General features: G+C 36.4%; 12 protein-coding genes. 10 read left to right on the forward strand and 2 right to left on the reverse strand.

From position 1 onward, the window contains the following. Positions 1–409: 409 nt before the first annotated feature. The 3 genes from J2Z40_RS00745 (at position 410) to J2Z40_RS00755 (ending at position 3,258) form a co-directional block, all read left to right on the forward strand. Positions 410–1,591, forward strand: coding sequence for a NupC/NupG family nucleoside CNT transporter (locus J2Z40_RS00745; RefSeq protein ID WP_066394755.1), 1,182 nt, complete (start codon positions 410–412; stop codon positions 1,589–1,591). A gap of 104 nt (positions 1,592–1,695) precedes the next feature. After that, on the forward strand, positions 1,696–2,316 hold the full coding sequence (locus tag J2Z40_RS00750; RefSeq protein WP_066394753.1) for an AmiS/UreI family transporter: 621 nt from the start codon (positions 1,696–1,698) through the stop codon (positions 2,314–2,316). 174 nt (positions 2,317–2,490) lie between these two features. Further along, positions 2,491–3,258 carry a 3-hydroxyacyl-CoA dehydrogenase gene (locus J2Z40_RS00755; RefSeq protein WP_066394750.1) on the forward strand — a complete coding sequence of 256 codons (768 nt, stop codon included), beginning with the start codon at positions 2,491–2,493 and terminating at the stop codon, positions 3,256–3,258. A gap of 80 nt (positions 3,259–3,338) precedes the next feature. On the opposite strand, the gene J2Z40_RS00760 is transcribed toward J2Z40_RS00755, so the two are convergent. After that, the gene (locus J2Z40_RS00760; protein WP_066394748.1) at positions 3,339–3,890 is read right to left on the reverse strand and encodes a DUF5412 family protein; all 552 of its coding nucleotides are present in this window, start codon (positions 3,888–3,890) and stop codon (positions 3,339–3,341) included. A gap of 248 nt (positions 3,891–4,138) precedes the next feature. Between J2Z40_RS00760 and fabG the strand changes: the two genes are divergently transcribed. From fabG to pssA, 6 genes are all read left to right on the forward strand, one after another. Then, positions 4,139–4,879 (forward strand): 3-oxoacyl-ACP reductase FabG, encoded by a 741-nt coding sequence (gene fabG / locus J2Z40_RS00765; RefSeq protein WP_066394744.1) that lies wholly within the window; start codon positions 4,139–4,141, stop codon positions 4,877–4,879. Between the two features lie 743 nt (positions 4,880–5,622). Then, positions 5,623–6,768, forward strand: coding sequence for an acyl-CoA dehydrogenase family protein (locus J2Z40_RS00770; protein ID WP_066394743.1), 1,146 nt, complete (start codon positions 5,623–5,625; stop codon positions 6,766–6,768). A gap of 15 nt (positions 6,769–6,783) precedes the next feature. Further along, positions 6,784–7,935: a thiolase family protein gene (locus tag J2Z40_RS00775; RefSeq protein WP_066394738.1), complete on the forward strand. Its 1,152-nt coding sequence runs from the start codon at positions 6,784–6,786 to the stop codon at positions 7,933–7,935. Between the two features lie 58 nt (positions 7,936–7,993). Beyond that, positions 7,994–9,562, forward strand: coding sequence for a fatty acid--CoA ligase (locus tag J2Z40_RS00780; RefSeq protein WP_066394736.1), 1,569 nt, complete (start codon positions 7,994–7,996; stop codon positions 9,560–9,562). Positions 9,563–9,668: 106 nt separating this feature from the next. Then, positions 9,669–10,769: a CaiB/BaiF CoA transferase family protein gene (locus tag J2Z40_RS00785; RefSeq protein ID WP_066394734.1), complete on the forward strand. Its 1,101-nt coding sequence runs from the start codon at positions 9,669–9,671 to the stop codon at positions 10,767–10,769. Positions 10,770–10,926: 157 nt separating this feature from the next. Next, the gene (gene pssA, locus J2Z40_RS00790; protein ID WP_066394731.1) at positions 10,927–11,613 is read left to right on the forward strand and encodes a CDP-diacylglycerol--serine O-phosphatidyltransferase; all 687 of its coding nucleotides are present in this window, start codon (positions 10,927–10,929) and stop codon (positions 11,611–11,613) included. Between the two features lie 387 nt (positions 11,614–12,000). Here pssA and J2Z40_RS00795 read toward each other — a convergent pair whose 3' ends face one another. Beyond that, entirely contained in the window at positions 12,001–12,378 is a 378-nt protein-coding gene (locus J2Z40_RS00795; protein WP_066394727.1) for a nucleotide excision repair endonuclease, read from the reverse strand. A gap of 552 nt (positions 12,379–12,930) precedes the next feature. Between J2Z40_RS00795 and J2Z40_RS00800 the strand changes: the two genes are divergently transcribed. Then, positions 12,931–15,099 (forward strand): sensor domain-containing protein, encoded by a 2,169-nt coding sequence (locus J2Z40_RS00800; RefSeq protein WP_162840482.1) that lies wholly within the window; start codon positions 12,931–12,933, stop codon positions 15,097–15,099. Positions 15,100–15,184: the final 85 nt, after the last annotated feature.

Consider the following 15,184-nt stretch of genomic DNA (forward strand, 5'->3'; position numbering starts at 1 on the left):
CTGATGAAAAAGTTGTTTTTTCTAAAGGATGAATTTTCGAAATTTGTAATTATTCATTTTGACAAATGTTCATTATTTGATAAAAATAGAAAAAAATAGCAATATTTTATCAACTTTACAACAAATTTAAGAACACAAATTAACTTTTGTTCATTTACAGATGTACAAAAGTTCAATTTCTTGTTATAGTTTCTTTACACTCATTATTGAAGTAATGAAAGGAAGATAGAATGGAATAGATTAGGACAACATGACTGGCTACATAAATACCGAGAGTAAAGGAATATGTAAAGAATTATATATGTATCTGATTTTGTGACTTCATTTTGGGTACACTATTACCTGAACATAGAAATGTAAGCGGAATCTAAAATCATTCATATCAACTGGTTTATACGGAGGCTTTAAAATGAAATATATTATAGCAATTATTGGTTTGCTCGTTGTTATCGGTCTTGCAGCTCTTGCAAGTAGTAACCGGAGAAAAATCAAATACAAACCAATCATCACAATGATCATCATTCAGTTAGTTTTATCCTATTTACTACTTAATACAAAATTTGGTCTTGTTGTTGTAAAGGGAATTGCCAACGTATTTGGAAGATTGCTCGAATACGCAGGTGAAGGGATTTCCTTTGTATTTGGCGGACTTGCAAATGAAGGGGAAGCACCATTCTTCATTACGGTTTTATTACCAATTGTCTTTATTTCTGTATTAATTGGGATTTTTCAACACTTCAAAATTCTTCCGGTTGTCATGAGAGGCATCGGATTTGTCTTGAGTAAAGTGAATGGAATGGGGAAATTGGAATCGTATAATGCGGTTGCTTCTGCTGTAATTGGACAGTCTGAAGTATTTATTACCGTGAAAAAACAGCTCGGTCAGTTGCCTCCTCATCGGATGTATACACTTTGTGCTTCTGCAATGTCAACGGTTTCAATGTCAATTGTTGGTGCTTATATGACAATGATTAAACCAGAGTATGTTGTTACAGCACTTGTACTTAATCTTTTTGGTGGTTTTATCATCGCTTCGATTATTAATCCATATACAGTGGACGAAAATGAAGATATGCTTGTTGTGCAAGAGGGAGACAAGCAATCGTTTTTTGAAATGCTTGGTGAATATATATTAGACGGGTTTAAAGTGGCTATCGTTGTTGCTGCCATGTTAATTGGTTTTGTTGCTTTAATTGCTGCAATTAATAATGTGTTTGATTTAATATTCGGCATCACATTCCAACAAATTTTGGGCTATATTTTTGCACCATTTGCTTTCATTATGGGTATTCCTATTTCAGAACTTGTTACTGCTGGCGGAATTATGGCTACGAAATTAGTGACGAATGAATTCGTTGCGATGATTCAATTAACTGAATTAGAGCATGTATTAAGTGAGCGTACACTTGGGATCATTTCGGTGTTCCTTGTATCTTTTGCTAATTTCTCTTCTATCGGAATCATTTCTGGTGCGGTTAAAGGATTACACGAGAAGCAAGGAAATACAGTTGCACGTTTTGGATTGAAGCTTTTGTTTGGTGCAACACTCGTTAGCGTCTTGACATCAATTATTGTCAGTATTATTCTTTAGTTTTTCTTAAAAAAGGCTCTTCACCTTTGAAGGTGAATTGCTTTTTCTTTTTGGGAAAAGCTAGTACAAGCGAAGAATGACTAGAGGAGGCGAAATGTTTTAATATGGGGACGATCGGATTATTTCTCTCAGGTGCCACTCTTTTCTTAAATAGTCTAATGCTATTAGGAAAAGCAAATGGCAAAAGTGTTGCGGTATTTAATTTATTTATTGGGACTTTACAAGTAGTTACACCATTTTACTTAATCCTAGTATCAGATCAAAGCAGTTTGTCGATTTTTAATTATGGGGTTACGTACTTATTTGGTTTTACTTTTTTATACTTTGGCGTAATCACTTTAAAAGGATATGACGGAAATGGCCTCGGGTGGTTTTCGCTTTGGATTTCGATTATTACAATTGTTTATGCAATCGTTGCAATTACTAGGTCACAAGACGTTTTAGGTATGCTAACTTGGATCCACTGGTCATTTTTATGGCTATTATTCTTCTTAACTATGACAATGAAGAAGGCAATCGATAATTTTGTTGGCATGGTCGCGCAAATACAATCATGGCTTACATTGACAATTCCATCTTTATTTTCGATGTTAGGAATTATGGAAATCACATGGATTCGAAATTTGCTTATTGGTGCGTTAATTTTATCCATCTTTATTTTCATTGGATCCGCTTGGACACTAAGGAAAAAAACAGCTATTAACGCTGGTCCAGTGCATAATTAATTATTCTTCAAAAAATGTTCAGAGCATATGCTTTGGACATTTTTTTGTGTGCTTTATAACTTTGTTTCATCCATAGATTATTTACAGAAAATAAAAAATAAATAGATTTAAGCAGGATAATTAATATCTAAAGGGGAAGTCAGTGAATGAATAATTTATATAGGGGGTTCATTCATGAATATAAAAGATTGTCGAGCAATTATTACAGGGGGAGCTTCAGGCTTGGGTGAAGCTACTTTGAGAAATATTGTGAAGAATGGCGGCAAAGCATTAATTCTAGACGTATCGGAAGAACGTGCTATGAAGCTGAAAGATGAGTTGGGGGAAAACGTATTTTATAAAATTACCGATGTTACTAAGGAAGATGAAGTAAAAGGAGCGGTAGACTATGGATATGAACAACTTGGTTCGATTAATACAGTTGTCAATTGTGCTGGAATAGGGATTGCTGCAAAGCTTCTTAGCCGTAAGGGCGTCCATGGATTAGATCTATTTACAAAAGTTATTTCAATTAACTTAATTGGTACGTTTAATGTGATCCGACTAGCAGCTGAGCGGATGGTGCATAACGAGGAAAATGAGCATGGAGAAAGAGGGGTGATCATTAATACGGCATCTGTTGCAGCATTCGAAGGTCAAATTGGTCAAGTTGCATACAGTGCATCAAAAGGTGGGGTTGTTGGCATGACATTGCCGATTGCAAGAGAACTTGCTACATACGGGATTCGGGTGATGACAATTGCACCAGGGCTATTCCATACACCAATGTTTGACTCCTTACCAGAGGAAGCAAGAACTTCACTTGGCAAAATGGTTCCATTCCCTTCAAGACTAGGATTTCCAGAGGAGTATGCGATGCTAACAGAAAGTATCATTACAAATCCAATGCTAAATGGGGAAACGATCCGACTAGATGGCGGCATTCGGATGCAGCCAAGATAAGGGTGAAAGTACTCCATAATCAATGGGTAGTGAGAATCCCATTGATTATGGACGAAAGAAAACGAAGACCAGTAGTAACATTAGTATTGATAGCAGTTTTTATATTTGATTTTAAGTAATAGGCTTGTACATGCTTGACCACTTTCATGATAAATGTCTTCATTCACATTCAATACAATGCTCCTATTTGATTGTGGGTAATCTTTTTCCTCATTGATAATTGAAAGCGTTCTTTCATCCTTCCAAACCATTGAAAAGTTACTTTTGGCATCGCTATAATAAATGATTTTTGTCTGATCTTTTTCAGTATGATCCGTTATTTCCACCCAAAGATTGACTCCTCCAGCTGCACCTCCATAGGGCATAAAATAGGCATTCGCACTATACATCTTTGTTGGAGAAACAACTGGTCCTTTGTAAAACTCACCTTTAAGATGATTGAATGTAAATAAGTAATGGTTGTAAAAAAATAATCCACTCGTCAAAATGATGCCGACCAATGCCGTTATTAAATTCTTCTTAGGAAACCTATTTTGAGTAGAAAAAAATAGAAATAGCCTGATTAAGAGAATAATTACTACTAGAGAAGTCAAAAGAATAGCAAGAAAGCCAATTATATTTATATAAAGCATGTATATTCCTCCGAGCTTGCATTCTGTTTTAAACAATTAAGTGCTTCCATATTTTTCAGATTTATTACTAGCATAAGAGAAAATTTATTGATAATCAATAAATATTTAACATTATAAACCTGTGTGCAAATTTTTAAAAACTTTGATCCTTTTAAAAGTATTTTAGTAGTGAATGAGTATTCACCCATATGCTATAGTTATAATAAGTAATATTTCTGAATAATAAATTAAGATAATGGGTGATTACTATGAGATTGAAGGATAAAACAGCGATTATAACAGGTGGTGCGAATGGGATCGGACTAGAGGCAGCAAAGCGTTTTGCCAATGAAGGAGCAAATGTAGCGATAGTAGATTATAACGTAGAAGCCGGTCTGCAAGCGGAACAGGAATCACAAGAAAATGGGCAAAAAATAAAATTTTTTCAAGTAGATGTAGCGAATCGAGAAAGTGTAGATCTGATGGTAAAAGAGGTAATGGGCCATTTTGATAGCATTGACATTTTAATAAATAATGCTGGGATAACGAGAGATAAAACATTAAGAAAAATGACGGTAGAAGATTTTCAAAAAGTAATTGATGTGAATTTAACAGGTGTATTCCATTGTACGCAAGCTGTGATCCCGTATATGTTAGAAAAAGAAAAGGGGAAAATTATTAATACTTCGTCCATTGCTGGTGTTGGCGGGAATATCGGCCAATCGAATTATTCTGCAGCAAAAGCAGGGGTGATTGGACTTACAAAAACATGGGCTAAGGAGCTTGGCAAAAAAGGAATTAATGTCAACGCTGTCGCACCTGGATTTATAGAAACGGAAATGATTAAAACAATTCCAGACATGTTAATGATGCAAATAAAAATGATTACTTCAAGTCCACGTCTTGGAAAACCATCTGACATCGCAAATGCCTATTTATTTCTAGCTTCAGATGAATCCGATTTTATAAATGGACATGTATTGAATGTTGATGGGGGAATGATGAAGTAATTTAGTTGATATGAGGATAAGTATGGTGATGATTAACTAAAAAGGGGAGAGGCTCCTATAAACCTAAGTCGTTCGGTTGTAAAGTAGAAAAATTGAATTTAAAGGGTATATTATGCTAAATTGTATACTTATAAACTATAAAAATACACAGTGAAATGCAGAGGTTTCACATCCTCTGCGTTTTTTTATGATCTATCGTCTTGTACGTCAACTAACGTTTCTTTAGTTGATGAGGCATGTAAATGAATTTTGCTAAAGAATATTACTGCTTCTACCCCAATAAGATGTCTTGTTCTTAATCGAGTAGCGAGCATAAGCAAAATAAGCGGGAATTTTCCGGTTAAATGCAGAAAGCAGCTCTTTTCGGCGGTGATAAGCGGAAATTATCCGCCTATTTAATGGGAAATCCCCTATTTTTGAGTTTTTCAAGACAATAGGCGGAATTTCTCCGCTTATATGGGCTTTTTTTATTAATAATTACGAAATAAGCGGAAATTTTCCGCCTATTTATCCGATGGAGGCTCAACCTCATCCCCCAACCGATCAGTGCTGTGCCTCTCGATCCTAAGAGAGTATGAATCAACAATATTCCATCTCTTCCCTAGATCATTTTCTACCTCCAATTCTACCATTTATGTTTGAATAAAATTAACTCACTAAATGAATTCTAAATGTTCAAAAAACAATAAATATTGTACAATAGAATATAAGCATAAATATAAATACTGAAAGGGGTCATTCATTTGACATCAGCATATATAAAAGAGGAGCATGAAATATTTCGTCAGTCATTACGTAAATTTCTGGATAAGGAAGCCTATCCATTTTATGAAAAATGGGAGGAAGAACGAATGATTCCTCGTGAGTTTTGGCTGAAGATGGGGGAGCAAGGTTTTCTTTGTCCGACTATTGATGAGGACTATGGAGGCAGCGGGGTTGATTTTGGATTTGCGGTTGTTATTAATGAAGAACTGGAACGTGTTGGTTCAGGACTTGTTGGTATTGGGCTTCATAATGATATTGTCGTTCCATACATAACTGCTTATGGCACAACTGAGCAAAAACAGAAATGGCTACCAAAATGTGCAACTGGTGAAATGATCACTGCGATTGCGATGACAGAACCTGGGACAGGCTCCGATCTTGCGGGGATTAAAACAACAGCTAAATTAGAAGGCGATCATTATATTGTGAATGGACAGAAGACTTTTATTACGAATGGCATACATTCTGATCTCATTATCATAGCTTGTAAAACGGACCCTAATGCGGTTCCAGCTCATAAAGGCATCAGCCTATTAGCAGTCGAACGCAATACACAGGGCTTCTCTAGGGGGAGAAAGCTAAATAAAATTGGCCTTCATTGCCAAGATACAGCTGAATTAATTTTTGAGGACTGTAAGGTGCCAAAGGAAAATTTAATCGGAGAAGAAGGGAAGGGCTTCTTATATTTAATGGAAAAGTTGCAGCAGGAACGCCTCGTTGTTGCAATTGCAGCTCAAATTGCGGCAGAAGAAATGCTGAAGATGACCATTGATTATGTAAAATCGCGTGAAGCGTTTGGGAAATCAATTAGCCGTTTTCAGAACACACAATTTAAGATTGCCGAGATGGCAACAGACATAGAAATGGGCAGAGCCTTCCTTGATCAGCTGATTGTTGAACATATGAAAGGAAAGGATGTTGTCACAAAAGTCTCTATGGCCAAATGGAAATTAACAGAAAATGCAAGGAAAATAGCAACAGATTGTATGCAGCTTCATGGGGGATATGGCTATATGGAAGAATACGAGATTGCAAGAAGATATCGAGATATTCCGGTTGCAAGCATATATGCAGGAACGAATGAAATTATGAAAGTGATTATTGCCAAAAATCTTGGACTTTAGAAGGGAAGAATTAATATGCGTGAAGCGGTTATTGTTGAAGGCGTTCGTACACCAGTAGGCAGAAGGAATGGTGATTTAAAGGATATTCGTGCGGATGACCTTGCTGCACTAGCCTTGAAAGCATTAGTTGATCGAGCTGAAATTGATCCGGCAATCGTTGAGGATGTCATTATGGGCTGTGTATCGCAAATCGGGGAGCAAAGTGGGGATATTGCTAGGGTTGCTTCACTTATTGCAGGATTTCCTATTGAAGTGCCAGGCACGACCATTGATCGTCAGTGTGGATCAAGTCAGCAGGCTGTTCATTTTGCTGCACAAGCGATTCTTGCAGGTGATATGGATGTTGTTATTGCAGCAGGTGTGGAAAGCATGTCAAGAATTCCAATTGGCTCTAGCTATCAAGGCGTTCCTTTCAGTGATAAATTAACTAGTCAGCATGAAATTATTCATCAGGGTCTTTCAGCAGAAAGAATTGCCGAAAAATATCAATTTACTCGTGAACAATTGGATCAATTTTCATATGAAAGTCATCAAAAAGCATTAAATGCGCAAGCGGCTGGTTATTTCTCAAAAGAAATTTTTCCAATTGATGTGACATTACCTGATGGTACATCAATCAAGGTAGTGGAAGACGCTGGCCCTCGGAAGGAAACAACCGTTGAAAAGTTGGGCAGTCTGAAAACGGTGTTCAAGGAGAATGGGGTTATTCATGCGGGGAACGCGAGTCAAATTAGCGATGGAGCAGCAGCACTGCTGATTATGTCAAGAGAGAAAGCCGAAGAATTGGGGTTAAAACCAAGGTTTCGTATTTTAGCAAGAACGGTTGTTGGTTCAGATCCAACCCTAATGCTTACTGGACCGATTCCAGCAACAGAAAAGGTATTGAAAAAAGCTGGATTAACAATTGACGAGATTGATACTTTTGAAGTGAATGAAGCATTCGCGCCAGTACCGCTTGCATGGCTAAAGGAAACAGGTGCAGATCCAGCTAAATTGAATCCAAATGGTGGAGCGATTGCCTTAGGTCACCCACTTGGAGGAAGCGGGGCTCGCCTTATGGTGACAATGATGCATGAACTAGAGCGAACGGGTGGTCGTTATGGACTGCAGACAATGTGTGAGGGACATGGCATGGCGAATGCAACTATCATTGAACGATTGAACTAAGTTATATAGGAGTCTTATTTCATAATGAGACTCCTCTAAATAAAAGGAGGCATGAGAGATGACGATTACGATTGGGAAAATTTTTGATTTAACGGTGGGGAAGCATCCAAATAAAGAAGCGATATATGATGTGAGAAAGAATTTGCGTTTCACCTATAAAGAATGGAGCCTTGAAGTCGATAAGCTTGCCAATGCTCTTTTACAAGAAGGGGTAAAAAAAGGAGATATTGTATCTACCTATTTATTCAATACAGAGGAACTAGCAACAACTTTTTTTGCCTGTGCAAAATTAGGAGCCATTTTTAATCCTATTAATTTCCGCCTAATGTCTGAGGAAGTAGCATACATTTTGAATGATGCAAAGCCAAAGGTTGTCTTGATTGAACAGATGCTTGAATCGACTATTTCTCCAATTGTTAATCGTTTTCCCCATACAGCTTTTTGGATGATTGATGATGAAATTCCTGCATACGCAGCCAGCTATAAGGAGAAAGTAGCCTCAGCATCAAGAGCATCCATTAAGGCTAATGTCCAAGAAGAGGATCTTTACGCCATTATGTATACGAGTGGAACAACGGGGCGACCTAAAGGAGTACTCCATAGTCATCGTGATATGGTTGAGCAAAGCTTAATTGTCATTAGTGCTACACAACTTGATAGCAATGATAGTGGACTAGTAACGGCTCCGATGTTTCATTGTGCAGAGCTTCATTGTGCGTTCCTCCCTAGAGTCCATGTCGGAGCAAAAAATACAATCCTTCATCATTTTGAACCACAGAAAGTACTCCAATTAATCACCGAAGAGAAAATCACGAAGTTTTTTGCTGCACCTACAATGTGGAATATGCTTCTTCAAGAAAATCTTCAAGACTATCAGCTCAATAGCTTAAAAATTGGTCTGTATGGTGCTGCGCCGATGGCACCAGCACTTGTCTATGCATGTAAGGAAAAATTAGGAATATCTCTTGTACAGGCATATGGAATGACTGAAATGGGACCAGCGATTACATTTTTAACGGATGACGATCAAATTAGTAAAGCTGGCTCAGCGGGTCAGGCATGCTTGAACCATGAGATTCGTATTATCCGGCCAAATGAAAATGGGCGAACTGATCCAGATGATACAGTTCCAGCAGGAGAAACAGGAGAAATTATTGTACAAGGCCCTTGCATGATGAGCGGTTATTATAATAATGAGGAAGCAACAGCTAAATCATTGTATAAAGGCTGGTATTATTCTGGTGACATTGGCTATTTGGATGATGAGGGCTATCTTTGGGTGAAAGACCGAGTGGATGACATGATTATTAGTGGAGGAGAAAATATCTATCCCCGAGAGGTAGAGGATGTATTATATACACATAAAGGAGTTCTTGATGTAGCAGTCATTGGCCAGCCTGATGATCGCTGGGGAGAACTTGTTACTGCATTTGTTGTTAGAAAGGATCCAACCCTTAACGAAGAAATGCTTGATGAATTATGCAAAAACAGTGAAGAACTGGCCAATTATAAACGACCGCGGAAATATGTTTTCTGTGATGCATTACCTAGAAATGCAAGTGGAAAAATTCAAAAGTTCATGCTCCGTAAAAGGCTTGAGGATTTAACTCGTGTGAATGGACAGTAAGTCTGTTATAAGGAATCTTAGAGGATAAATGGAGAAAAAGAGAGGTGCGATTAACACAAAAATCGTTTCAACACAATTGTAAAATGAAGCCTAGTGGAGGAATTATATGTTAAAGGGTGTAAGAATTATTGACTTTTCAAATTATCTGCCTGGTCCTTTTGCAACGATGCGATTAGCTGAGCTAGGGGCTGAAGTGATAAAAATAGAACCTCCAGAAGGAGACCCTGCAAGAAATCTTGGGATAAAAAGAGCAGGCACAGGTGTTGTTTTTCTAGCAAATAATCGACAAAAGAAAAGCATTACACTTAACTTGAAGGAGGAAGGAGATTACGAGCTAGCCATTCAATTAATATCGACGGCAGATGCTGTTCTCGAAAGCTTCCGCCCAGGCGTGATGCAGAAATTAGGTCTTGATTATGAAACCGTAACAAAATATAAAAAAGATATTGTTTATTGCTCCTTAACAGGATATGGAGAAAAAGGACAATATCATTCATTAGGCAGCCATGACTTGAATTATATGGGAATTAGTGGGGTGCTTGCCCAATTGAAGGATGAAACAGGAAAACCTATACATCCATCAATTCAACTAGCTGATTATATGGGAGGAATGGCAGCGAGTGAAAGAATATTGGCGGCTATCCTTTCAAAAGAACAAACCGGTAAAGGAGGATATCATTGTATTTCAATGGCATCGGTGATTGCATCCATCATGGGGAATCATCTTCTGATAGAACAAGAAACAGGTGATTCTTCGGGTATTTCTTTTTTAAATGGACAGATTATATCATATGCTATTTATGAAACGAAGGACCAACGATATGTAACAATGGGTGCACTTGAAAGGAAATTTTGGGAGAACTTTTGTCATGCAATCGGAAAGAAGGAATGGACGGATGCCCATTTTTCAAAGACAGAAAATGACAATCCAATCTATATGGAAATGAAAGCTCTATTTAAAAGCCGGTACTTACAAGAGTGGGTAGATTTTGGTACAAACGTGGACTGCTGTTTAACACCAGTGCTTGAAGTGAATGAATTAAAACATTTTTCTCTCTTCAGAGATCAAGAAAGCATCTATCAGAGTACTAGTAATGGCTTGTACTCCGTCAAAATGCATGGCGATCGAATGGGTGAACCAGTTCCAGCTCCTGCAAAAAATGAGCATGGAATAGTGCCGCGAACAAATATACAAGTTAAAAAATAAACAACAAATAAAGCATCAGCTGAACCTAGCTGATGCTTTCATAAACTTTTTATTTTCTGAAAGCAATAAAATGGTATAATCCTTATATCCATTCTGTTTTGTGTGAAATACGATTTTTAACATATGCTAAGAAAATTAATAGGAGTGATAACATCACGTGAGATTAACAAAAGCAATCCCAAATATGGTCACATTAGGGAATTTATACTGCGGTTTTTTATCAATTGGTTTTGCTGCAAGTGGGGAATTTAAAAATGCAGCTGTATTAATTTTAATTGGAATGATGTTAGATAGCATGGACGGAAGACTAGCGAGAATGCTCAATGCTGATAGTACATTGGGCAAAGAACTTGATTCTCTTGCGGATATTGTCACATTTGGCGTTGCACCATCATTTTTAGTGTATTATACATATTTTTATCAATTTGGCATGTTAGGATTTGCTGTTGCAGGGTTATTTCCATTGTTCGGTGCTTATCGATTAGCACGATTTAATATTAGCTCAACAAAATCATCTATGAATTATTTTGTAGGTGTTCCAATCACCGCTGCAGGTGGGATCCTAGCAATTTTGACATTGTTTGGGGACAAAATTCCACAGATTATTACAACTGTTGTTTTCACAGGAATGTGCTTTTTAATGGTAAGTAAAATTCGTATCCCAAGTTTAAAGGAGATTCCTTTACCAAAATATGGGACAATTGTAACGATTTTTCTCGGCTGCTTGTTATATTTAATTTATAAAGGGACTTATGAAAACTTTCCTTATTTAATTTATATCGCAACACCAATTTATATTGCCTATCTCGCCTATCGTTTTGTGAAGGGGAAAAAGGTGAAATAGGATATCAATTTTACTTGTCACATCTAGTTGGAAAAGTTAATTCGAATTATTGCAAATTGCACTCATTTATACAAAAAATTACCTATCAATCATCTTTACCGTTAATAAAAAATGTCGGCTGAACAAAATTCAGCCGACATTTTTTATTGCAAAGGCAATTATAAATTTGAATGTTGTGGATATCTTTGAGACATGTTCTGCGTCTAGCTCCATAAGGAATACTTCGGCAGCATAAGCATCGCACGACTATAAGTGTATTTCTTATAGGAGGAGCGCCTACCCGCTCGAGGTCACAAGCCGATTCTCCCAGAAAGGTAAAGGTACACCTTTCCGTGAGAATCGGCTTGTGCTTGTCGGGGGCTGAACAAGGCGCTTGCGCTTTAGTTCTTAACGGTAAAATACTTTATCAATATTGTACTTAGCCTTTAATTTATTTATGATATACGTCTCATAAATTTCTCTATCCATTGGATCCTCAATAAGACAAACAGCAATTTTGGTTACTTCATCCCGATGTTTCAAAATAGGGGATACCGTATCTTCAAAATGCTTCTTAACCCTTGGTCTTAACTTCCTTGCTTTTCCTACAAATAAGAGCTCTTCCTTTTGGTTGTAAAATAAGATCAATCCACCTTTATCACGAGGAATGAGATGGTAATCGATAAAACCATATACACTACTTAGCTCTGATCCACTTGTTTCTCCTAATTGATTCCTTTTTTTCGTAATAACAACATCAGGAGACGGAATTTCAATTTTTATCATTTTTATCACTTCCTAATCTTTATAGATCGTATCACAATTTGCTAGGTGAAATCCACCATCTGGATGAATAATTGCTATTTTGAAGATAAAATATTTAAACAGAGTTATTCTGAAAGTTCCTATTATTGTTAGAGGGAAAAATTCTAATCAAAAGGGTAATCATTATTTTCGCAAGCTTGAATGGCTCAAGATTTGAAAAGTAAGTTTGATCTGCAGGTGAGCAGGAATTGATAGCAATTGCGAGAGATAAAAAGCAAAACTCAAAAGCTTTGTATTGGATTGTCTGGACCCTTTTAAGTGTTGAAATATGACAAAGTTTTCACATATTTCCGACCGATTTTTATAAATGCTTGATAATAGTACTTTTTGTATTTACACAATGAATATAATGTAAATTCGACAGATTATTGTAGGAATTGACAATTTATGATAAAAAAGAACTAACATAATAAAGCAATGCATCTTTGTGTACAAATATACAATCATTCTTACGTTTGAAAACAGAATGTTTACCTCAAAATGAATATTTATTTTGAGGAAGGGAGTGAGAAAATGTTTGAACAGGATTATGTTCAATCTTGGTTGAATTCATTACATAAAATCTTTGAGAATACCCGAACAAATTATACTAGTTTAATTGAAATGGAAAAAGATGTCCAAAAGATAAGTACTTTCATGGAGGATTACACAAATTTAAGATATGCCCTTGACGTATCTGCAATTGTTGCTGTTACAAATACAGAAGGAACTATTTTATATGCAAACGATAAATTTTGCGAGCTTTCAAAGTACTCCCGAGAAGAGCTATTAGGACAAAATCATCGAATTCTTAATTCTGGTTACCATGATAAGCATTTTTTCAAAAAAATGTGGGATACGATTAATCATGGAGATATTTGGGAGAGTGAGGTGAAGAACAAGGCAAAGGACGGAACTTATTATTGGGTAAAAACAACGATTGTCCCTTTGAAAGATCTAACAGGCAAGCCGGTCATGTATATTGCCATTCGAACAGATATTTCTGAAGGGAAGTTGGCGCAGGAAAAATTAGTAGAAGCCATGAAAAATGATTTCTCTCATGTTGTGAACTCAATGAATAATCTCATCTTCAAAGTTGCAAAAGATCAAAATGGAAGTTTTAAATACATTCTAAATGAAGGTAAGCTCTGTTATACCTTAGGATTAGAACATAATAAAATGCTTCATAAAAAGCCAGAGGAAATTTTCCCTCTAGAAATTTCTGAGATGTTAATTTGTAAATATCATCAAGCATTTGATGGCAAACCAATTACTTATAATTATGCATTTCATGATCGACAGCTCTTAACCTATTTATCTCCCATCTATCGGGATGGTGAGGTAGTAGAAATTATTGGTTGTATTAATGATATAACAGAGTTACATCATGTTCAGGAAGAAGTAGAATTTATGGCATTTCATGATCTATTGACTAGTCTACCAAATCGAAGAAAGTTTTGTGATGACTTAAATCACTTGATAAAAAAGTCGGATAAAAAAATTGCTGTGTTGTTCTTAGATTTAGATCGATTCAAACAAATTAATGATTCGCTTGGTCATACAGTAGGGGATCAATTACTTATTGAGGTTGCGAATAAATTGAAATCCTATGCCGATCATGAGGCGAAAATTTATCGTCTGGCAGGTGATGAATTTATTATTGTTTATCCGGGTATCGATAACAAAGAAATAGTCATAAAGCATGCTGAGCATCTTTTATCTATTTTTGAGGAATCCATTCAAATAAATACAAATGAAGTCTATACAACATGCAGTATGGGAGTTAGTATCTTCCCTGATCATGGAGAGGATTGTGAATCTCTTTTAAAAAAGGCGGATGTCGCCATGTATGCAGCAAAAATGAAAGGGAGAAATCATTACTGTATTTATGAGCAGGCAATGAATCAAACGACAGAAGAAGCATTATTAATCGAAAATCATTTACGAAAAGCGATTGATAATAATGAGCTTGAACTATATTTTCAGCCTAAGTTAGACCTTGTGACGAGAGAGATTAACGGGATGGAAGCTCTATTACGCTGGAATAGCCCGATATTTGGAAATGTCCCTCCAGATCGTTTTATTCCAATTGCGGAAGATACTGGACTCATTATTAAAATTGATAATTGGGTGTTGGAAGAGGCATGTGAGCAAAATAAAAAATGGAATCATTCGTGGTTTTCTACACCATTAAGAGTCGCTGTAAATATTTCGCCTCTTCATTTTCGCCTGCCTAACTTCCAGCAGGTTGTTGCAAATGTGATTGAAAAAACGGGTCTTGAGCCAAATCTGTTAGAAATCGAGATTACTGAAAATAGTTTCATCGATCATATTGATGAATGCATTGAATGTTTACAATATCTACAGAAAATGGGCATCACAGTTGCAATCGATGACTTTGGAAAGGGCTATTCCTCTCTCAATTACTTAAGAAAATTCCCAATTCAATCATTGAAGATTGATCGTAGCTTTATCCATGAAGTATCAAAGAATCGTGAAGATATTGCAATTGTGAAGGCGATTACGTATCTGGCACATGAATTAAATTTAAAGGTAGTAGCAGAAGGGATTGAATCCCGAGAAGTTTTAGATATTTTAGAAGAAATTGGCTGTGATGAGATCCAAGGATTCTACATAAGCAAACCCCTACCTAAGAAGGAATTTGAGGCTGTTTATCGCAGTTTAACTAAATCTTTAAAATAATTCAGCAAATGCAGAACAAAGCAATAGTTATTCGTCTCGTTGATCAAATGCATTCGCCCTATTAAAACTAAGTGATCATTTATAA

The organism is Cytobacillus eiseniae (genome assembly GCF_017874625.1).
Taxonomy (GTDB): domain Bacteria; phylum Bacillota; class Bacilli; order Bacillales; family Cytobacillaceae; genus Cytobacillus; species Cytobacillus eiseniae.